Annotated in this window: 20 protein-coding genes; 9 read left to right on the top strand and 11 right to left on the bottom strand. The window is 71.6% G+C overall.

Going from position 1 to position 20,510, the window contains the following annotated elements:
• Positions 1-129: 129 nt before the first annotated feature.
• Genes D0Z67_RS17015 through D0Z67_RS16970 form a run of 10 tightly spaced genes read right to left on the bottom strand, consistent with a single transcriptional unit; the run spans position 130 to position 10,102 of the window.
• Positions 130-1,653, bottom strand: a complete 1,524-nt coding sequence (locus D0Z67_RS17015; RefSeq protein ID WP_031180893.1) for an NADH-quinone oxidoreductase subunit N — start codon at positions 1,651-1,653, stop codon at positions 130-132.
• A complete protein-coding gene (locus D0Z67_RS17010) occupies positions 1,650-3,224 on the bottom strand; it encodes a complex I subunit 4 family protein (RefSeq protein ID WP_031180894.1) in 1,575 nt (524 codons plus the stop codon). The genes D0Z67_RS17015 and D0Z67_RS17010 overlap by 4 nt, the downstream gene beginning before the upstream one ends.
• 6 nt (positions 3,225-3,230) lie before the next feature.
• A complete protein-coding gene (locus D0Z67_RS17005) occupies positions 3,231-5,225 on the bottom strand; it encodes an NADH-quinone oxidoreductase subunit 5 family protein (RefSeq protein WP_031180895.1) in 1,995 nt (664 codons plus the stop codon).
• Positions 5,222-5,602 carry an NADH-quinone oxidoreductase subunit NuoK gene (nuoK, locus tag D0Z67_RS17000; RefSeq protein ID WP_031180896.1) on the bottom strand — a complete coding sequence of 127 codons (381 nt, stop codon included), beginning with the start codon at positions 5,600-5,602 and terminating at the stop codon, positions 5,222-5,224. The genes D0Z67_RS17005 and nuoK overlap by 4 nt, the downstream gene beginning before the upstream one ends.
• The gene (locus tag D0Z67_RS16995) at positions 5,602-6,201 is read right to left on the bottom strand and encodes an NADH-quinone oxidoreductase subunit J family protein (RefSeq protein ID WP_031180897.1); all 600 of its coding nucleotides are present in this window, start codon (positions 6,199-6,201) and stop codon (positions 5,602-5,604) included. The genes nuoK and D0Z67_RS16995 overlap by 1 nt, the downstream gene beginning before the upstream one ends.
• Positions 6,198-6,767, bottom strand: coding sequence for a NuoI/complex I 23 kDa subunit family protein (locus D0Z67_RS16990; protein ID WP_031180898.1), 570 nt, complete (start codon positions 6,765-6,767; stop codon positions 6,198-6,200). Before D0Z67_RS16990 ends, D0Z67_RS16995 begins: the two co-directional genes overlap by 4 nt.
• A complete protein-coding gene (locus D0Z67_RS16985) occupies positions 6,767-7,735 on the bottom strand; it encodes a complex I subunit 1/NuoH family protein (protein ID WP_031180899.1) in 969 nt (322 codons plus the stop codon). The genes D0Z67_RS16990 and D0Z67_RS16985 overlap by 1 nt, the downstream gene beginning before the upstream one ends.
• The gene (locus D0Z67_RS16980; RefSeq protein ID WP_031180900.1) at positions 7,732-9,093 is read right to left on the bottom strand and encodes an NADH-quinone oxidoreductase subunit C; all 1,362 of its coding nucleotides are present in this window, start codon (positions 9,091-9,093) and stop codon (positions 7,732-7,734) included. Before D0Z67_RS16980 ends, D0Z67_RS16985 begins: the two co-directional genes overlap by 4 nt.
• Positions 9,090-9,695 carry an NADH-quinone oxidoreductase subunit B gene (locus D0Z67_RS16975; RefSeq protein WP_031180901.1) on the bottom strand — a complete coding sequence of 202 codons (606 nt, stop codon included), beginning with the start codon at positions 9,693-9,695 and terminating at the stop codon, positions 9,090-9,092. The genes D0Z67_RS16980 and D0Z67_RS16975 overlap by 4 nt, the downstream gene beginning before the upstream one ends.
• Positions 9,686-10,102 (bottom strand): NADH-quinone oxidoreductase subunit A, encoded by a 417-nt coding sequence (locus D0Z67_RS16970; protein WP_031180902.1) that lies wholly within the window; start codon positions 10,100-10,102, stop codon positions 9,686-9,688. The genes D0Z67_RS16975 and D0Z67_RS16970 overlap by 10 nt, the downstream gene beginning before the upstream one ends.
• 221 nt (positions 10,103-10,323) lie before the next feature.
• Between D0Z67_RS16970 and D0Z67_RS16965 the strand changes: the two genes are divergently transcribed.
• From D0Z67_RS16965 to D0Z67_RS16945, 5 genes are all read left to right on the top strand, one after another.
• Positions 10,324-11,523 carry a sensor histidine kinase gene (locus D0Z67_RS16965; RefSeq protein WP_131589664.1) on the top strand — a complete coding sequence of 400 codons (1,200 nt, stop codon included), beginning with the start codon at positions 10,324-10,326 and terminating at the stop codon, positions 11,521-11,523.
• A gap of 105 nt (positions 11,524-11,628) precedes the next feature.
• Complete coding sequence (locus tag D0Z67_RS16960) at positions 11,629-12,948, top strand: sensor histidine kinase (protein WP_131589663.1); 1,320 nt, start codon at positions 11,629-11,631, stop codon at positions 12,946-12,948.
• A gap of 67 nt (positions 12,949-13,015) precedes the next feature.
• Positions 13,016-13,675 (top strand): response regulator transcription factor, encoded by a 660-nt coding sequence (locus D0Z67_RS16955; RefSeq protein WP_275935446.1) that lies wholly within the window; start codon positions 13,016-13,018, stop codon positions 13,673-13,675.
• A gap of 151 nt (positions 13,676-13,826) precedes the next feature.
• A complete protein-coding gene (locus D0Z67_RS16950) occupies positions 13,827-15,755 on the top strand; it encodes a 2-oxoacid:acceptor oxidoreductase subunit alpha (protein WP_031183106.1) in 1,929 nt (642 codons plus the stop codon).
• Positions 15,748-16,806, top strand: a complete 1,059-nt coding sequence (locus tag D0Z67_RS16945) for a 2-oxoacid:ferredoxin oxidoreductase subunit beta (RefSeq protein WP_031183107.1) — start codon at positions 15,748-15,750, stop codon at positions 16,804-16,806. Before D0Z67_RS16950 ends, D0Z67_RS16945 begins: the two co-directional genes overlap by 8 nt.
• Positions 16,807-16,820: 14 nt before the next feature.
• On the opposite strand, the gene D0Z67_RS16940 is transcribed toward D0Z67_RS16945, so the two are convergent.
• Positions 16,821-17,219, bottom strand: coding sequence for a winged helix-turn-helix transcriptional regulator (locus tag D0Z67_RS16940; RefSeq protein WP_031183108.1), 399 nt, complete (start codon positions 17,217-17,219; stop codon positions 16,821-16,823).
• A 94-nt stretch (positions 17,220-17,313) separates the two neighbouring features.
• Between D0Z67_RS16940 and D0Z67_RS16935 the strand changes: the two genes are divergently transcribed.
• From D0Z67_RS16935 to D0Z67_RS16920, 4 genes are all read left to right on the top strand, one after another.
• Positions 17,314-18,168, top strand: a complete 855-nt coding sequence (locus D0Z67_RS16935) for an SDR family oxidoreductase (protein ID WP_031183109.1) — start codon at positions 17,314-17,316, stop codon at positions 18,166-18,168.
• 122 nt (positions 18,169-18,290) lie between these two features.
• Positions 18,291-19,247: an EamA family transporter RarD gene (gene rarD, locus D0Z67_RS16930; protein ID WP_037775823.1), complete on the top strand. Its 957-nt coding sequence runs from the start codon at positions 18,291-18,293 to the stop codon at positions 19,245-19,247.
• A 455-nt stretch (positions 19,248-19,702) separates the two neighbouring features.
• Entirely contained in the window at positions 19,703-20,176 is a 474-nt protein-coding gene (locus D0Z67_RS16925) for a VOC family protein (protein WP_031183112.1), read from the top strand.
• Between the two features lie 119 nt (positions 20,177-20,295).
• Entirely contained in the window at positions 20,296-20,508 is a 213-nt protein-coding gene (locus tag D0Z67_RS16920; RefSeq protein WP_131589662.1) for a hypothetical protein, read from the top strand.
• Positions 20,509-20,510 lie beyond the last annotated feature (2 nt).

The raw sequence follows: 20,510 nt of genomic DNA, 5'->3' as shown, positions 1-20,510 counted from the left end.
TGCGGCGCGGGGAATCCTTCGGTCCAGTGGACCCTCCCGATCTGGTCAACGCCAGGCGGAGGCCGCGAGTTCCCAGGTGGGCGCGGTGGCGCGGCCACCCGTACGAGTGAGCGAGGTTCGTCGCGCCCGTCAGAAGAGGGTCGTCGCGGCGAAGCGCAGCACCAGCTGGGGAGCGCCGGAGAGGACCACGCCGACGGCCCCGGTGAGGGCGAGCGCGACGGTGAGGGGGGCGGGGACGCGGTGGCGTACGGGCTCGCCCTCGGGGGCGCGGAACAGCAGGGACGTCCACCGGAGGTAGTAGTAGAGCGCGATCACCACGTTGACGGCCATGACCACCGCGAGCCAGCCGAGTCCGGCGTCCACGGCTGCCGAGAACACCGTGACCTTGGCGAACAGGCCGATCACGCCCGGCGGGAGCCCGGCCAGGCACAGCAGGAAGAAGGCCAGGAGGACGGCGGTGACGGGGTTGGTGGCGTACAGGCCCCGGTAGTCGGCGATCCGGTTGAGCGGCTTCGTACGGCCCACCAGGGCGGCGACCGCGAAGGCGCCGAGGTTCACGGCGGCGTACATCAGGGCGTAGGCGACGGTGGAGCCGATCGCCTTCTGGCCGTCCCGCGTGTATCCGGCGGCGGCGATCGGCACCAGGAGGTAGCCGGCCTGGCCGATGGAGGACCAGGCGAGCAGGCGTACGGCGCTGTACGCGCGCGTGGCCCGCTGCCGCAGGGCGCCGGCGTTGCCCGCGGTCATCGTGAGCGCGGCCAGCACGGCGAGGGCGGGGCCCCAGACGTCGGCGTACGACGGGAAGGCGATCACGGTGACGAGGATGAGGCCGGAGAAGCCGACCGCCTTGCCGACGACCGAGAGGTAGGCGGCGACCGGGAGCGGCGCGCCCACGTAGGTCTCGGGCACCCAGAAGTGGAAGGGCACGGCGGCGGTCTTGAAGGCGAAGCCGACCAGGGTGAGGACGACGCCGGTCTGGACGAGCGTGTGGAGCTGGCCGTCGACGCCGGGCAGGCGGCGAGCGATCTCGGTGAGGTGCAGGGTGCCGGTGGCGGCGTAGACGAAGCTGACGCCCATCAGGCTGACGGCGGTGGCGGTGACCGAGGAGAGGAAGAACTTCAGGGCGGCCTCGGCCGAGCGGGCCTCGCCGTGCCGGATGCCGACCAGGGCGAAGGCGGGCAGGGAGGCGACCTCAAGGGCGACGATCAGGGTGGCGAGGTCGCGGGAGGCGGGGAGCAGGGCGGCGCCGGCCGCCGAGGAGAGCAGCAGGAACCAGAACTCCCCGGCCGGGACGCGCCGCCGGTCGTCCTGGACGCCGGTCACGGACAGCAGGGCCGCGAGCAGCGCGCCGCCGAGGACGAGGAACTGGATGACGACCGTGAAGTGGTCGGCGGTGTAGCTGCACGCGCGCGTGGAGCCGGTCAGGCAGAAGGTGGCTCGGTCGCCGTCCAGCAGCGGCAGCAGCATGAGCGCGGCGGCGGCCAGGCCGGCGACGCAGAGCCGGCCGAGGAGCGGCTTGCGGGCCTCGGGCAGGAACAGGTCGGTGACGAGTACGGCGAGGGCCGTGACGGCGACGATGACGGGCGGGGCGATGGCGAGCCAGTCGACGGACTGGATCAGGCCGTTCACCGCCGGTGCGGCCAGGGCGGTCATCGGGTGCCTCCTGCGAGGAGCTGCTGCACGGCCGGGTCGCTGAGGCCGAGCAGGGCCCTGGGCCAGAGTCCGGCGAGGACGGTGAGGACGACGAGCGGGGTCCAGGCAGCGAACTCGTAGCCGCGTACGTCGGCGAGTTCGGGCAGGTCCTGGCGCGGGTCGCCCATGCAGACGCGGCGGACCACGACCAGCAGGTAGGCGGCGGTCAGCAGGGTGCCGAAGGCGCCGATCGCCAGGAAGACCAGGTAGGCGGCCCGGCTGAGCCCGGCGGCGGGCTGGAACGCGCCGAACAGGGCGAGCATCTCGCCCCAGAACCCGGCGAGGCCGGGCAGCCCGAGCGAGGCGACGGCACCGAAGGCGAGCAGCCCGCCGAGGCGCGGGGCCCTGCCGTACAGGGCGCCCCCGCTGTGCGCGGCCAGGGTGTCGAGGTCGGTGCTGCCGGTACGGTCCTTGAGCGCGCCGACCAGGAAGAACAGCAGGCCGGTGATGAGTCCGTGGGCGATGTTGGCGAACAGGGCGCCGTTGACGCCGGTCGGGGTCATGGTGGAGATGCCGAGCAGCACGAAGCCCATGTGGCCGACCGAGGAGTACGCGATCAGCCGCTTCAGGTCGCCCTTGGCACCCCGCCTGGCCAGCGAGAGGCAGGCCAGCGACCCGTAGATGATCCCGACCACCGCGAACGCGGCGAGGTACGGCGCGAAGACCCGGAAGCCGTCGGGCGCGACCGGGAGCAGGATGCGGACGAACCCGTACGTGCCCATCTTCAGCAGGACGCCCGCCAGCAGCACCGAGCCGACGGTCGGGGCGGCGGTGTGGGCGTCCGGGAGCCAGCTGTGCAGCGGCCACATCGGCGCCTTCACCGCGAGCCCGATCCCGATCGCCAGAACGGCGATGACCTGCACGGATGTGGTCAGCGACCGGCCGTTGTCAGTGGCGAGTGCCACCATGTCGAACGTGCCCGCTTTGATCCCGATCAGGAGCAGGCCGAGCAGCATGATCACGGAGCCGAGCAGCGTGTACAGGATGAACTTCCACGCGGCCCGGGTCCGGCCCTCGCCGCCCCAGCGGGCGATGAGGAAGTACATCGGGATCAGCACGGTCTCGAAGGCCAGGAAGAACAGCACGAGGTCGAGCACGGCGAAGGAGGCGAGGGTGCCCCCTTCGAGCAGCAGGACCAGGGCGGTGAACGCCTTCGGGGAGGGCCCCGTGGGCGGCTTGAAGTAGGAGTAGAGCGCGCAGAGGAAGGTCAGCAGCGCGGTCAGGAGAAGAAGGGGGAGGGAGATGCCGTCGATGCCGAGGTGGATGCGCACATCGAGTGCGGGAATCCAGCTGATGTCGGTCGTGGCCTGCATCTTCGAGGGGTGGTCGTGGTCGAGGCCGAGCGCCAGGACGATGGCGGCGACGAGGACCACGCCGGTCACGGTCACGCCGTGCCGGAGCACGGCCTGCTCGGGCGACCTGCCCTTCAGTCCGGGCGGGGCGGGCAGGAGGGCGGCGGCCGCGCCGAGGAGCGGCACGGCGACGACGAACGCCAGAAGGAACTGCATCACTGATCCGCTGATACCGATCACGCTCGCTCACGCTCCCGAGGCGACGAGGAGGACGGCGACCGTCAGGACGACGGTGCCGGCGAGCAGCGCGCTCACATAGGTCTGCACATTGCCGGTCTGCGCCCGCCGTACGGCCGCGCCGAGCAGCCGGGGCAGGGCGGCGGCGCCGCGTACGTAGGTGTCGACGACCTCGCGGTCCAGGAAGCGGACCAGGTTCGCCGCGCCCAGCACCGGGCGGACGAACAGCGCCGAGTAGACGGCGTCCAGGTGGAAGCCCGAGGCGGCGGGCCCGTACAGCGGGCCGAGCAGCAGGCGGCCGGGGTCGGCCGGGTCGGGGGCCCCGGCGATGTCGCCGTACGCCGGTTCGTGGGCGGCGATGGCCTCGGCCTCGACCAGGCCCGCGTCGCCCTCCGGATGGGCGGCGACGGCGCCCAGCGGGACCCGGGGCGCGCGGGCGGCGGCCCGCTGCCAGGCGCCGTAGGCCAGCAGCCCGCCGACCACGGCGAGGCCGGTGCCGAGGAGGGAGGTGAACAGGGTGGGCGCGAGGCTTTCGCCGTCGAACCAGCCGGGCAGCGTGCGGTAGGCGAGCGCGCCGAAGGCCAGCGAGGGCACGGCCAGCACCCAGAGCACCACGGTCATGGTGAGCGGCTGACGGCCGTGATCCGGGGCCTCGACGCCCCGGCCCCGGAAGGCCAGCAGCCAGAGGCGGGTGGCATAGGCGGCGGTGAGCACGGCCGTGGCCAGCGCGGCGACGAGCACGATCCAGCCGGCGGCGCCCGGTGCCGGGCCGGGGTGGCCGGTGGCGAGGCGCTCGGCGGCGCCGAGGACGGACTCCTTGGAGAAGAACCCGCTGAACGGAGGGATCGCGGCCAGCGCGAGCAGGGCCACGGTCATCGTCCAGAAGGCGTCCGGGACGCGGTCGCGCAGGTGGCTCATCCGGGACATGGCGGCCAGCGAGTTGGTGCCGGCGGCGTGGATGACGGCTCCGGCGGCGAGGAACAGCAGCGCCTTGAAGGCGCCGTGGGCGAGGAGGTGGAAGACGGCGGCACCGCGGTCGCCGACGGCGAGGGCGCCGGTCATGTAGCCGAGCTGGCCGATCGTCGAGTAGGCCAGGACGCGCTTGATGTCGTCCTGGGCGAGGGCGGCGAGGCCGGAGCCCAGCATGGTGACGGCGGCCATCACCGCGAGGACGGTCATCGCGGCGGCGGACGCCTCGAACACGGGGAGGAGACGGGCGGTGAAGTAGACACCGGCGGCGACCATCGTGGCCGCGTGGATCAGCGCGGAGACGGGCGTGGGGCCCGCCATCGCGTCGGGAAGCCAGGTGTGCAGCGGGAACTGCGCCGACTTCCCGGCCACGCCCGCGAGGAGCAGCAGCGCGATCAGGGTGGGGTGGTCGAGTCCGCCGCTCGCCACCGTGTCGAGGACGCTCGTGATGCGGAAGGACCCGGCGTCCGTGCCGAGCGCGAACAGGCCGATCAGGAACGGGACGTCACCGAGCTTGGTGACCAGGAACGCCTTGAGGGAGGCGGCGCGGGCCTCGGGGGTGCCCCAGTAGTGGCCGACGAGGAAGTAGGAGCAGATGCCCATGACCTCCCAGCCGACCAGCAGCACGATCAGATCGCCGGAGTAGACGACGAGGAGCATCGCGGAGGTGAAGAGGGAGACGAGGGCAGCGTAGGAGGGGTAGCGGGGGTCGTCGCGCAGGTAGCCGGTGGAGTAGATCTGCACGCAGGTCGCCACGAAGGCCACCAGGATCGCGACGAGCGCGGCGAACCCGTCGATGTGCAGCGCCAGGTCGACGGGGACCGAGCCGGTGGGCGTCAGCAGGGTGTACGCGTCGACGGCCCGGCCGCCGCCCTGCCGGACCGCGACCAGCGCGGCCAGCACGAGCGAGGCCAGCGGCGGCAGCACGGCGAGCGGGCGGACGAAGCCGGGCGCGGTGCGGCCCAGCAGGAGTCCGGCGACGGCGCCGAGGAAGGGCAGGAGGGGGACGAGGACGGCGAGGGTGGTGGTGGTCACGCGGTGGCCTCAGCCTTCTCGGTCCCGGAGGCGTCGGGATGGTCGGGGTCGTCGCCGGGGGTCTCGGCGGTGTCGCGGAGCCGGTCGATGTCGGCGGTGCCCCGGTCGCGGTGGACGGCGAGGACGATCGCCAGGCCGATGCCGATCTCGGCGGCCGCGACGGCGATGGTGAACAGGGTCAGCGCCTGGCCGGAGTGCAGGGTGTCCTTCGCGGCCCGGCTGAGCCAGACGTCGAAGGCGACGAGGTTGAGGTTGACGGCGTTGAGCATCAGCTCGACCGACATCAGGACCAGGATCGCGTTGCGGCGGGCGAGGACGCCGTAGAGGCCGGTGCAGAAGAGGAGGGCGGCGAGCACGGCGGCGTAGGCGAGGTGCATCAGCGGGCGCCTTCCTGGTCGCCGGGGACCTTGGCCGGGTCCGGGGTGGCGGGCGTCTCCGCCGTGGTCTTGCGGGACAGCACGATCGCGCCGACCAGGGCCGCGAGGAGCAGCACGGACAGCGCCTCGAAGGGCAGTACCCAGTGCCGGAAGAGGCTCTCGCCGGTGACGCGGGTGGTGCCGGCGGCCGGGCCGTCCAGGTCGATCCAGGAGGCGCGGAACGCGTCCGCCACCACCCAGACCAGGGCGCCCGCCGCGCCCACGGCGACGACGAGGGCGGGCAGCCGGTTGCCCGAATCGGCGTCCGGGGAGCGGCCGATGGGGGCCCGGGTGAGCATCAGCCCGAAGAGGAGGAGGACGACGACGGAGCCGACGTAGATGAGGACCTGCACCCAGGCGATGAACTCGGCGGTGAGCAGGAGGTATTCGACGGCCAGTCCGCCGAGGGCGACCACCAGCCAGAGGGCGGCGTGCACCAGCTGGCGGGTGGTGACGGTGATCAGCGCGGCGCCGAGGGTGACCAGGCCGACGAGGAGGAACGCGATCTCGACGCCGGTCGGGGAGAGGAAGCCGTGCGGGGCGGTGGCGGCGAGGCTCACTGTCCTCCCTCCTGGTCCGGGTTCTGTTCGGCCTGCTCGGCGGCCTGGGCGGCGGCCAGTTTGTCGGCGCTCTTGCGGGCGGCGGCGATCTCCTTCGGCTCCTCCGCGTGCGGGTCCAGCGCGGGCGGGGCCGGGACGGTCCACATCCACTCGCGGAGCTTGTCGCGCTCGTGGGTCAGTTCGCGGATGTCGGTCTCGGCGTACTCGAACTCCGGGGACCAGAACAGCGCGTCGAAGGGACAGACCTCGATGCAGATGCCGCAGTACATGCAGAGGGAGAAGTCGATGGCGAACCGGTCGAGGACGTTCCGGCTGCGCTCGCGGCCGCCGGGGGCGGCGGCCGGGACGGTCTCCTTGTGGGAGTCGATGTAGATGCACCAGTCGGGGCACTCACGGGCGCAGAGCATGCAGACCGTGCAGTTCTCCTCGAACAGGCCGATCACGCCGCGCGTGCGGGGCGGGAGGTCGGGCTGCACGTCGGGGTACTGCTCGGTGACCGTCTTCTTCGTCATCGTGCGCAGGGTGACGGCGAGTCCCTTGGCCAGGCCGGAGAAGGGGACGGACATCAGGCGGTCACCACCTTGACGACGCCGGTGAGGGCGATCTGGGCGAGGGCGAGCGGGACGAGGACGGTCCAGGACAGCTTCTGGAGCTGGTCCTCACGCAGCCGGGGGTAGGTGACGCGGAGCCAGATCACCAGGAAGGCGAGGAGCGCGGTCTTCACCAGGGTCCACACCCAGCCGAGCCCGTCGGCGCCCCAGGGGCCGTGCCAGCCGCCGAGGAAGAGGACGGTGGTCAGACCGCACAGGACGACGATCCCCGCGTACTCCGCGAGCAGGAACAGGGCGAAGCGCAGGCCGGTGTACTCGGTGTACGCGCCGAAGATGATCTCCGAGTCGGCCACCGGCATGTCGAACGGCGGCCGTTGCAGCTCGGCGAGACCGGCGACGAAGAACACCACCGCGCCGGTGAGCTGCCAGGGCAGCCACCACCAATGGAAGGCGTTCACGATGCCGGGCAGCGAGACCGTGCCGGCCGCCATCGCCACGGAGGCGGCGGCGAGCAGCATCGGGAGTTCGTACGCGAGCAGCTGGGCGGCGGTGCGCAGGCCGCCCAGCAGGGAGAATTTGTTGGCGCTGGCCCAGCCCGCCATCAGCGAGCCGAGGACGCCCACGCCCATCACCGCGAGCACGAAGAAGATGCCGGCGTCCAGCACTTGGCCGACGGCGCCGGCGCTCGGGCCGATGGGAATGGCGAGGAGTACGAGGAGGTACGGCAGCAGGGCCACGGCCGGGGCGAGCTGGAAGACGCGGCGGTCGGCTCCCGCCGGGACCACGTCCTCCTTCTGCGCGAACTTGACTCCGTCGGCGACCAGTTGGGCCCAGCCGTGGAAGCCGCCCGCGTACATCGGGCCGAGGCGGCCCTGCATGTGGGCCATCACCTTGTGCTCGGTCTGGCCGATGACCAGCGGGAACGTCAGGAACACCACGAACACGACGACGAGTCGCAGGGCGACGTCCAGCACGTCGTTCACTGCGCGCCTCCTGCGGGGTCGTCGGGGGTGTCGGTGGTCTCCTGCTCAGGAGCAGGTGCCTTCGGCGACTCGTCGGCCTCCTCGAAGGCGGGCCGCGCGTGATGCCAGGGCGCGTCCGCGCTGCGACGCTGCGCGGGCTCGGCCGGCTTCTTCGGCTCGGCCGGCTGTGCGGGCTCGGTCGGCTGTGCGGGCTCGGTCGGCTCGGTGGGCCCGCTCGGCTCGGGTGGCTCCGAGGACTCGGTCGGCTCGGCAGGCTCGGGCGTCCCGGTTCGCTGCGAGGCCGATCCCTGGGAGGCGCTGCGCGACCTGCGCGGCCCCCTCGGTGCCTCGGCGGGCGTCCCGGCAGGGGCCTCCGCACCCTCCGGAGCAGCCTGACTCGCGGACCCCTCCGAGGCACTCCGCATCCGCCGCGCCGGAGCCCCGGCACCCGGCTCCGCCGTACCCTGACTCGCCGAACCCTCACTCGCACTACGCGTCCGCCGGGGCGAAGCAGCCCCGGACTCCGCAGCAACCTGACTCACAGACCCGTCGCCCGCGCTCCGAGCCCGGCGCGGCGCAGCAGCCCCTGGCTCCGGAGCAACCTGACTCGCCGAACCCTCACTCGCACTCCGAGCCCGCCGAGGCGCAGCAGCCCCCGGCTCCGGAGCAACCTGACTCGCCGAACCCTCCCCCGCACTCCGAGCCCGGCGCGGACGAACCGCCTCGGCTCCCGGCTCGCCCGCGGCGCCCGCACGCCGGGCCGGGCGCTCTCCCGCCGCCCCCCGCGCGGGACGCGACGGGGCGGGTGGGAGTTGGCCCTTCAGGGGGCCCCATTCGTTGGGGTCGGGGACGCCCGGTGGGAGCATCTGGCGGCGCTTCGGGCCGCCGTGTTCCGACTCGCCGGGCTCCTTCGCGCCGGGCCACGCCTTGGCGACGCGGGCGGCGAGGACGAAGTCCTTGCGGAGAGGGTGGCCCTCGAAGTTCTCCGGGAGGAGCAGGTGGTCGAGGCCAGGGTGGCCCGTGAAGTCGACCCCGAACATCTCGTGGGTCTCCCGCTCGTGCCACGCCGCACCCGCGTACACGCCGACGGCACTCGGCAGCACCGGCGCCTCGTGCGGGACGGTCGTACGCACCAGCAGGCGGCGGACCGGGTGCAGGGCGACGACGTGGGCGGAGACCCGGAACCCGGTGCCGGGTTCGTCGACCGCGCTCAGCCAGTCGAAGTAGGTGCAGGTCAGCGTCGTACGGGCCGTCTCAAGGGCGGTGAGCCACGCGGCGGGAGGCACGTCGACGGTGAGGACGTCGTACGACTCCTCGGCGGTGGCGTCGGGGCCGAAGAGTTCGTCCACGGGGGCGGGCAGCCAGCCGGGCGCGGTCATCGCGCGTCCCCCTCCGAAGAGGGAACGGCGGGCGGACGCACCAGGTCGCTCTGGAGCGCGGCGGCGGACGGCCGGGAACCGTACCGCTCCGCCAGGGACTCGCGGGCGATCTTCTCCTGGAGCTTGAGGATGCCCTGGAGCAGCGCCTCGGGGCGCGGCGGGCAGCCCGGCACGTACACGTCGACGGGGATGATCTGGTCCACGCCCTTGGTGACGGAGTAGGAGTCCCAGTACGGCCCGCCGCAGTTGGAGCAGGCGCCGAAGGAGATGACGTACTTCGGCTCGGGCATCTGCTCGTACAGCCGCTTCACGGCGGGCGCCATCTTGTCGGTGACCGTGCCGGAGACGACCATCAGGTCCGCCTGACGGGGGCCCGGGGCGAAGGGGATGACGCCGAGCCGGATGAAGTCGTGGCGGGCCATCGACGCGGCGATGAACTCGATCGCGCAGCAGGCGAGGCCGAAGTTGAAGACCCAGAGCGAGTAGCGGCGGCCCCAGTTGAGGACGATCTTCATCGGCTCGGGGGCCAGCCGGGAGAGCGCGCCCAGACGCTTCGGCTCGGGCAGCAGCACCGGCTCGGGGGCGGCCGGGTTCACGTCCATGTCAGGACGCCCTTCTTGTAGGCGTACAGCAGGCCGACGGCGAGGAAGCCCAGGAAGATGAACATCTCCACCAGGGTGGCCGCGCCGTAGCCGGGGGCGGCGAAGACCGTCGCCCAGGGGAACAGGAAGATCGAGTCGACGGCGAAGATGACGTACAGGAAGGCGTAGACGTAGTACCGGACCTGGGTGTGGGCCCAGCCCTCCCCGACGGGGTCGACGCCGCACTCGTAGGTCATGAGCTTCTCGGGGGTCGGCACCACGGGCCGCAGCAGGCGGCCGGCGCCGAACGCGGCCGCGACGAAGAGCACGCCGACGACGGCGAGCAGGCCCACGACCGAGTAGGACCCGAAGTAGTCCGACGGGGTGCCGCCCGCGGCGACCGTCGTCACCCCCAACGTCTCCCGCACCGTCCGTCCCTCGCTCCCTGACCGGGTGTCCTCCGTGGCCTCCGCGCACCGTGTGACGGATGCGGCCGGAGGTTTGCGTACGCACGGGAGTCTAGGCCCTGATAAAGCGCCCGTAAGCAGGCCGTGACCGCCCGCGAGGCCGGGGGTGGGGTTTTCCCCAGGGTCCGGAAGGCGGTCCACCACATGGCGTACGGGCCTCGGGGCACGGCAGGCTGGCCGCCATGACCGCTCCCGCTTCCGCCGCCGGACCGGCCGGCGACCCCGGCCGTCCGCCGTCCGCCCGGCTCGCCTTCGACGCGTACACCTGGAAGGAGATCGCGCATCTCCTGCTGAACCTGCCGCTGGCGGTGGTGGGCTTCGTGTACGCGGTCACCGTGCTGTCGGTGAGCGGGGGCCTCACCGTCACGGTACTCGGGCTGCCGCTGCTGGCGGGCTCCCTGCTGGGCGCCCGGCTGCTGGGGAAGCTGGAGCGAGCGCGGGTGCGCGTGCTGCTCGGGGTGCGGGTGCCGGAGCCGTCGCCGCTGCCCCTCGCGCGGGGCGGCGGGGTGGTGCGGCGGCTGTGGCAGGCGCTGCGGGACCCGGTGGGCTGGCGGTCGCTGCTCTACTGCCTGATCCGGCTGCCCTGGGGCGTGCTGACCTTCACCACGATGCTGGTCTCGTTCTTCGTGCTGTGGCCGCTGCTGGGTCACCTGGCGCGGGGTCTGGCGAACGTGGACCGGGCGCTGGCCCGCGCCCTGCTGGCGCCGTCGGACGAGCTGGAGCGCCGGATAGCGGAGCTGGAGTCGGACCGGGGTGTCGTCGTCGACACCGCCGCAGCCGACCTCCGCCGCATCGAACGCGACCTGCACGACGGCGCACAAGCACGCCTGGTCAACCTCGCCATGGGACTCGGACTCGCCAAGGAAAAACTCCACCACGACCCCGAAACAGCCGCCCGCATGGTCGAAGAAGCCCACGGCGAAGTCAAAACCGCCCTCAAAGAACTCCGCGACCTCGCCCGAGGCATCCACCCCGCCATCCTCACCGACCGAGGACTCGACGCAGCCCTCTCCCACATCGCCACCCGCTGCACCGTCCCCGTCACCCTCACCGTCGACCTCCCCACCCGACCCACACCCGCCATCGAAGGCATCACCTACTACACCGCCAGCGAACTCCTCCAGAACATCAGCAAACACAGCCACGCCCACCACGCCACCCTCGACCTCTGGCACACCCCCCACCACCTCATGCTCCAAATCCGCGACGACGGAATCGGCGGAGCAGACCCCGCCCACGGATCAGGCCTCGCCGGACTCGTGGAGCGGCTCGGCGCGGTGGACGGAGTCTTCGTCGTGGACTCCCCGCCCGGCGGACCGACGGTCATCACCGCCGAGCTGCCCTGGCGGGACCGCGCGGACGAACACCACGCCGGACGGTAGGGAAAACCCCCTGTTCAACACGGGGACGCACGCCATGGCCCGCACCCGGGCCGGACCAGCAGGCTGAGCAGGCAGGCCCACACGAGGAGAACGGGGACCACACCGATGGCCACGCACTACACGCCGTACCGGGAAGAGCCGGACCGCCACCGCCTCCCCGCCGCGCTGCGGGCGCCGCTGGAGGCGCGGACCTGGCGGGAGCTGGGATACGTACTGACCGGGCTGCCGGTGGCCGTCGCGCTGTTCGTCTGGACGGTCACGATGGTCTCGCTCGGCGCCGGTCTGCTGGTGACCTTCGTCGGGGTGCCGGTCCTCGCGCTGGGCCTGGTCGGCTGCCGGGGCTTCGGGACACTGGAGCGGGCGCGGGCCGGGGCGCTGCTGAAGGTGAAGGTGGCCGCGCCGGAGCCGCTGAGGCCCGGTGGACCGGGGCCGCTGTCCTGGCTCGGCGCGGTGCTCAAGAGCGGCTCGTCCTGGCGGCACCTGGTGTACGCGCTGGTCCACTTCCCGTGGGCGGTGTTCTCCTTCTCGCTGGCCATCAGCTTCTGGACGTACGGCTGGGCGCTGCTGACGTACCCGCTGTGGTTCTGGGTGTTCCCGATGTGGGCCGGGCAGGGCGGCATCCAGCTCTATGGGGACGACCACCACAGCGTCTACCTGGACAACCCCTGGGAGATCACCGCGACCGCGCTGGTCGGGCTGGTGTTCACGCTGCTCACGCCGTGGCTGCTGCGGGGCCTGACCACCGTGGACGGGCTGCTGGTGCGCGGACTGCTCGGCCCCTCCCGGCTGACGGCACGCGTGGAGGAGCTGGAGTCGGACAGGGGTGTCGTCGTCGACACCGCCGCAGCCGACCTCCGCCGCATCGAACGCGACCTGCACGACGGCGCACAGGCACGCCTGGTCAACCTCGCCATGGGACTCGGACTCGCCAAGGAAAAACTCCACCACGACCCCGAAACAGCCGCCCGCATGGTCGAAGAAGCCCACGGCGAAGTCAAAACCGCCCTCAAAGAACTCCGCGACCTCGCCCGAGGCATCCACCCCGCCATCCTCACCGACCGAGGACTCGACGCAGCCCTCTCCCACATCGCCACCCGCTGCACCGTCCCCGTCACCCTCACCGTCGACCTCCCCACCCGACCCACACCCGCCATCGAAGGCATCACCTACTACACCGCCAGCGAACTCCTCCAGAACATCAGCAAACACAGCCACGCCCACCACGCCACCCTCGACCTCTGGCACACCCCCCACCACCTCATGCTCCAAATCCGCGACGACGGAATCGGCGGAGCAGACCCCGGCCGCGGCACCGGCCTCGCCGGACTCGCCGAACGCCTCGGCGCCGTCGACGGAGTGCTGGTGGTGGACTCCCCGCCCGGCGGACCGACCGTCGTGACGGCGGAACTGCCCTGGCGCGCCTGACGGAGCTGAAATGCTGGGCCTCCTTGTCGACAGACGTGTGGGGGCTCGGGGAATCGTGGAGAACAAGGTGCGTGTGGTCATCGCCGAGGACTCGGTGCTGCTCAGAGAGGGGCTGACCCGGCTGCTGACCGACCTCGGCCACGAGGTGGTGGCCGGGGTCGCCGACGCGGAGGCGCTGCTCGCCACCATCGCGGAGCTGGCCGGCCGGGACGAGCTGCCGGACGTGGTGGTGGCGGACGTGCGGATGCCGCCGACGCACACCGACGAAGGGGTGCGGGCCGCCGTGGAGCTGCGCGGCCGCCACCCCGACCTCGGGGTGCTGGTGCTGTCGCAGTACGTGGAGGAGCGCTACGCCACCGAACTGCTGGCCGGTTCCAGCCGGGGCGTCGGCTATCTGCTCAAGGACCGGGTCGCGGACGTGCGCGAGTTCGTCGCCGCCGTGGAGCGGGTCGCGCAGGGCGGTACTGCGCTGGACCCGGAGGTGGTGGCGCAGCTGCTGGGCCGCAGCCGCAAGCAGGACGTGCTGGCCGCGCTGACCCCGCGCGAGCGGGAGGTGCTGGGGCTGATGGCGGAGGGGCGGACCAACTCGGCGGTGGCCCGGCGGCTCGTGGTGAGCGACGGCGCGGTGGAGAAGCACGTCAGCAACATCTTCATGAAGCTGGGCCTGACCCCGAGCGACGGAGACCACCGGCGTGTTCTGGCGGTGCTGACCTATCTGAACTCCTGACACACCGAGACTGGGCCGTGTGGCGAGTCCACATAACGGGAGATACCAAAGCGATCCTCGGAAGCCGACCCTGAGCGACGTAGGGTTGACCCTGGGATTGGTCCGGGGGAAGACCGCCCCCGGACGGCCGCCTCGAAGGAGGTCCAGTTCAGTGACCAGTCAGGTCAGCAGCCCAGCGGAGCAGGCCGACGAGAACCCCGCGGGTGAGCAGCGCAGACCGGGCGGAGCGAAGGACGTACGGCGCCTGGACCGGGTGATCATCCGGTTCGCGGGGGACTCCGGTGACGGTATGCAGCTCACCGGGGACCGGTTCACCTCGGAGACCGCGTCCTTCGGCAACGACCTCTCCACCCTTCCCAACTTCCCCGCCGAGATCCGCGCGCCCGCCGGCACCCTGCCCGGCGTCTCCTCTTTCCAGCTCCACTTCGCCGACCACGACATCCTCACCCCGGGCGACGCGCCGAACGTGCTGGTCGCCATGAACCCCGCCGCCCTGAAGGCCAACGTCGGCGACCTGCCGCGCGGCGCCGAGATCATCGTCAACACGGACGAGTTCACCAAGCGGGCCCTGGCGAAGGTCGGGTACGCCGACTCCCCGCTGGACGACGGCTCGCTCGATGGTTATCACCTGCACCCGGTGCCGCTGACCACGCTCACGGTGGAGGCGCTGAAGGAGTTCGACCTCTCCCGCAAGGAGGCCGAGCGCAGCAAGAACATGTTCGCGCTGGGGCTGCTGAGCTGGATGTACCACCGGCCGACCGAGGCAACCGAGAAGTTCCTGACCACCAAGTTCGCCAAGAAGCCGGACATCGCGGCGGCCAACGTGGCCGCGTTCCGGGCGGGCTGGAACTTCGGCGAGACGACGGAGGACTTCGCCGTCTCCTACGAGGTGGCACCGGCCGCGCGGGCCTTCCCGCCCGGTGTCTACCGCAACATCTCCGGCAACCTGGCCCTGGCCTACGGGCTGATCGCGGCCTCCCGGCAGGCCGATCTCCCGCTGTTCCTGGGCTCGTACCCGATCACCCCGGCCTCCGACATCCTGCACGAGCTGTCGAAGCACAAGAACTTCGGTGTGCGGACCTTCCAGGCCGAGGACGAGATCGCGGGCATCGGCGCGGCGCTGGGCGCGGCGTTCGGCGGTTCGCTCGCGGTGACGACGACCTCCGGTCCCGGGGTGGCGCTCAAGAGCGAGACGATCGGGCTCGCGGTCTCGCTGGAGCTGCCGCTGCTGGTGATCGACATCCAGCGCGGCGGGCCGTCGACCGGTCTGCCGACCAAGACCGAGCAGGCCGACCTGCTCCAGGCGATGTACGGGCGCAACGGCGAGGCGCCGGTCCCGGTGGTGGCCCCGCGCACCCCGGCCGACTGCTTCGACGCGGCGCTGGAGGCGGCCCGGATCGCGGTCACCTACCGCACCCCGGTGTTCCTGCTCTCCGACGGCTACCTGGCCAACGGCTCCGAGCCCTGGCGCATCCCGGACCTCGACGAACTCCCGGATCTCCAGGTGCAGTTCGCGCAAGGTCCCAACCACACGCTGGAGGACGGCACCGAGGTCTTCTGGCCGTACAAGCGCGACCCGCACACGCTGGCCCGCCCCTGGGCGGTGCCCGGCACACCCGGGCTCGAACACCGCATCGGCGGCATCGAGAAGCAGGACGGCACGGGCAACATCTCCTACGACCCGGCCAACCACGACCTGATGGTCCGCACCCGCCAGGCCAAGACCGACGGCATCGACGTCCCGGACATCGAGGTCGACGACCCGGACGGCGCCCGGACGCTGGTGCTCGGCTGGGGCTCGACGTACGGCCCGATCACGGCGGCGGTACGGCGGCTGCGCACGGCCGGCGAATCCATCGCACAGGCGCATCTGCGCCACCTCAACCCCTTCCCCGCCAACCTCGGCGAGGTGCTGAAGGGGTACGACAAGGTGGTGGTCCCCGAGATGAACCTGGGGCAGCTCGCCCTGCTGATCCGGGCGAAGTACCTGGTCGACGCCCGCTCGTTCAACCAGGTCAACGGCATGCCGTTCAAGGCGGAACAGCTCGCCACCGCGCTCAAGGAGGCCATCGATGACTGACTCCGCACGCGAGCTGCTCCAGCTTGTCCCCAAGGCCGAGGGCAAGCAGTCGATGAAGGACTTCAAGTCCGACCAGGAGGTCCGCTGGTGCCCCGGCTGCGGGGACTACGCGATCCTCGCGGCCGTGCAGGGGTTCATGCCGGAGCTGGGGCTGGCGCGGGAGAACATCGTCTTCGTCTCGGGCATCGGCTGCTCGTCGCGTTTCCCGTACTACATGAACACCTACGGGATGCACTCCATCCACGGCCGCGCCCCGGCCATCGCGACCGGGCTCGCCTCCTCGCGGCGGGATCTGTCGGTGTGGGTGGTCACCGGTGACGGGGACGCCCTGTCCATCGGCGGCAACCATCTGATCCACGCCCTGCGCCGCAATGTGAACCTGAAGATCCTGCTGTTCAACAACCGGATCTACGGGCTCACCAAGGGCCAGTACTCCCCGACCTCCGAACTCGGCAAGATCACCAAGTCGACGCCGATGGGGTCGCTGGACGCGCCGTTCAACCCGGTGTCGCTGGCGCTGGGCGCGGAGGCGTCGTTCGTCGCCCGGACCATCGACTCCGACCGCAAGCATCTGACCGAGGTGCTGCGGGCGGCCGCCGACCACCCGGGCACCGCGCTGATCGAGATCTACCAGAACTGCAACATCTTCAACGACGGTGCCTTCGACGCCCTCAAGGACAAGCAGCGGGCGGACGAGGCGCTGATCCGGCTGGAGCACGGGCAGCCGGTGCGGTTCGGCGCGGACGGCTCGCGGGGCGTCGTACGGGACCGGACCGGCGAGCTGACGGTGGTCACCGTGACCCCGGACAACGAGGCGGACCTGCTGGTCCACGACGCGCACGCGGCCTCGCCCACCACCGCCTTCGCGCTGTCCCGGCTGGCCGACCCGGACACCCTGCACCACACCCCGATCGGGGTGTTCCGGGCGGTGGACCGGCCGGTCTACGACAGCCTGATGTCCGAGCAGCTGGACACCGCGATCGAGCAGCAGGGCAAGGGGGATCTGGCGACGCTGCTGGCGGGCGGGGACAGCTGGACGGTCGTCGGCTGAGGCTCCGGTGAGTTCTACGCGGCCCGGAAGCGTGTCTCCCGGGCCGCGTCGTACGCGCGGCGGGCCTTCTCCACCTGCTCCAGGCGGTCCTCGGTCCACAGGGCCAGCGCCCTGACCTGCCCGGCCGCCTCGCGGCCCAGTTCGGTGAGGGAGTAGTCGACGCGGGGCGGGATGACCGGCTTGGCGTCCCGGTGGACCAGGCCGTCGCGCTCCAGGGTCTGGAGGGTCTGGGTGAGCATCTTCTCGCTGACCTCGCGCCCGCCCCAGCGGCCGACCGCCCGCCGCAGCTCGCCGAACCGGTAGGAGCGGTCCAGCAGCTCGATGAGGACGAGCGTGCCCCAGCGGCTCGTCACATGCTCCAGCACCAGGCGTTGCGGGCACAGGGCGTCGCTGACCTCTTTACTTACCGTCATGGCAGTACCTTACTTCAAAGTGGGTACTGTCGTTTGGTTAGCGCCTCTCCTAGGGTTAGTGACATCACCCGACGTTCCCCTTAGGAGAAACCCCATGAGCATCGTCGTCACCGGAGCCACCGGACACCTCGGCCGCCATGTGATCGCCCAGCTGCTGGAGCGGGTCCCGGGCGAGGAGATCACCGCCGTCGTACGGGACGAGGCCAAGGGCGCCGGGTTCGCCGAGCGCGGTGTGCGGCTGGCCGTCGCCGACTACAACGCCCCCGAGACCTTCGACGGCCTCTTCTCGGCCGGCGACAAGGTGCTGCTGATCTCGGGCAACGAGTTCGACAAGGGCCGGGTGGCGCAACACCAGGTCGTCATCGACGCGGCGAAGGCGGCAGGGGTGGCGCTGCTCGCGTACACCAGCGCGCCGGGCACCCTGACCGCGACGCTGGCCGACGACCACCGGGCGACCGAAGAGGCGGTGCTCGCCTCCGGGCTGCCGTACTCGCTGCTGCGCAACGGCTGGTACCACGAGAACTACACCGAGAACCTGGCCCCCGTGCTGGCCCACGACGCGGTGGTCACCGCGGCGGGCGAGGGCCGCGTGTCCTCCGCCGCGCGCGCCGACTACGCCGCCGCGGCGGTCGCCGTGCTGACCGGCGAGGGCCACGAGAACACCACGTACGAGCTGGGCGGCGACGTGGCGTGGGGCTTCGACGAGTACGCGGCCGAGCTGAGCGCGCGGACGGGCCGGACGATCAGCCATCAGTCCGTGTCCGGGGAGACCCTCAAGGGCATCCTGGCCGGCGCGGGGCTGCCGGACGCGCTCGCGGAGATGCTCGTCGGGGTCGACGCGTCGATCGCCCGGGGCGAGCTGGTGGTGCCGGGCGGGGAGCTGTCGAAGCTGATCGGGCGGCCGACGACGCCGCTGGCCGTGGCGGTGGAGGAGGGGCTGAAGGGCTGAACCGGGCCTTGTGTCCCACCCCGCCTCTTCGGTCATGACCGTATGGCGATACGGGCATGACAGGCGGGGTGGGGCGGCGTTACCTTCGTTCTCGCGTGGCGGATCGCGAGAAGGAGGAGCCCGTGGCCGGGACGTCCAAGGGTGAACACCGAATAGGGCTGCTGAACGGCATCGCCGCGTACGGGATGTGGGGGCTGGTCCCCCTCTTCTGGCCGCTGCTGAAGCCGGCCGGGGCCATGGAGATCCTGGCCCACCGGATGGTGTGGTCCCTGGTGTTCGTCGCTGTGGCGCTGGTGTTCACACGGCGGTGGGCGTGGGCGGGCCGGCTGTTGCGCCAGCCGCGCCGGCTCGCGCTGATCGCGGTGGCGGCGGCTGTCATCACTGTGAACTGGGGCGTCTACATCTGGGCTGTGAACTCGGGTCACGTGGTGGAGGCGTCGCTCGGGTACTTCATCAATCCCCTGATGACGATCGCGCTGGGCGTGCTGCTGCTGAAGGAACGGCTCCGGCCGGTGCAGTGGGCGGCGGTCGCCGTCGGTTTCTCCGCCGTCGTCGTCCTGACGGTGGGCTACGGCCAGCCTCCGTGGATCTCCCTCTGCCTCGCCGTCTCGTTCGCGACGTACGGCCTGGTGAAGAAGAAGGTCAACCTGGGCGGTGTGGAGTCCCTGGCCGCCGAGACGGCCATCCAGTTCCTCCCCGCGCTGGCCTACCTGATCTGGCTCGGCACCCATGGCGGCCTCACCTTCGCCACGCAGGGCCCCACCCACGCGGTTCTCCTGGCCTCCACCGGCATAGTCACCGCGCTCCCCCTGGTCTGCTTCGGCGCCGCCGCCATCCGAGTCCCCCTCTCGACCCTCGGCCTCCTCCAGTACCTGGCCCCCGTCTTCCAGTTCCTCCTCGGCATCCTCTACTTCCACGAGGCCATGCCCCCGGAGCGCTGGGCCGGCTTCGCCCTGGTCTGGCTGGCCCTGGCCCTCCTCACCTGGGACGCGATGCGCTCCGCGCACCGGGCCCGGGTGGTGGCGATGTCCCGCCGGACGGACCCGGCGGCGGTGGCGGTGGATGCGGTGGATGCCTGAGAAGGCCGGCATCGCCGCGGCAGCATCACTGGCCGCCAGGCCCGCACCGGCGAAACAGGAACGCCAGGGACACCTGCCCGACCGAATCACCCGCACGTACCGGTAGGCGAAGAGGCACCGGGCGCCTCATGGAGGAGGGTTCGCCGGGGTGAATGCGTGGGAGCTGGAAGCCATGCGGCGGGCGATCGTTGTGTCGGCTCAGGGGTTGGGGTCCGTCAGTCCTGATCCGCCGGCGGGGTGCGTGATTCTGGATCGGGGTGGGTGGGAGGACATGCTGAAGGTGCTCGGTGAGACGGGTGCGCGGTCCGTGCTGGTTGTGGGGGACTCTGACGTGCCGCGCCTAGCGAGGTCACGCGGGGTGTGGGGTACGTCCGTGTGGTCGGGCGACGTATGTAGGCGCGCGGAAGTGGGGTAACTCGCCATGTGGGGCGGGCGCCGGCTCTATAAAGGGCTGCATGGTGACTTCTTCTTCGCGGGCTGAGCCGTTGCACTGGAAGGTTGTGGTGGATGCGGTTGATCCGCATGCGCAGGCCGACTTCTGGGGGGCTGCGTTGCACTACGAGGCCGAGGACAACAGTGGGTTGATCGAGCGGTTGTTGGGGGTCGGGGCGTTGGGCGGGGAGGCGACTGTGGAGTATCACGGGCGGCCGGCGTTCCGGGATTTGGTGGCTGTGCGGCATCCCGAGGACCCGTACGACTCCGAGACGGGGACCGGGTCGGGGCGGCGGGTGCTCTTTCAGCGGGTGGCGGAGGCGAAGAGCGGGAAGAACCGGCTGCATCTCGATCTGCATGCCGGGCCGGAGCGGCGGGTCGAGGAGGTGGCTCGGCTCGTCGCGCTGGGGGCGACCGTGCTGCGTGAGGTGAGTGAGCCGGCGGGAGCATGGACCGTGCTGGCCGACCCGGAGGGGAACGAGTTTTGCGTTCAGTAGGGAGAGTCCTCGTCGCCGTCGCTCTGCTGGCCTCGGTCAGCGCCTGCGCTCGGGCGGTCGCACCAGACCCTCGGCAGACGGCCACGCCCCGTGCGAACCCCCAGCCGGTCACCGAGACCATGATGGACCTGATCGGTGGCAACGCCGGGCGCGCCGTCGAGCAGCTGGGTCCCGGCACCGAGGTGACCCTCAAGGACGTGAGCGGGAAGGGGCGTTCGGTGGGCGATCCGGTCGAGTGGAAGGTCTGCGAGACCCGGCCGGGACCGAACCGGCAGATCACCGGCTACCCGGTCGTGCTCGGGGTCGTACGGGTAGCGGAGAGCTGCGGCTGAGC

This window comes from Streptomyces seoulensis (genome assembly GCF_004328625.1).
Classification (GTDB): domain Bacteria; phylum Actinomycetota; class Actinomycetes; order Streptomycetales; family Streptomycetaceae; genus Streptomyces; species Streptomyces seoulensis.
The sequence above is the reverse complement of the archived record's forward strand: the minus strand, read 5'-3'. Positions and strand labels throughout refer to the sequence as shown.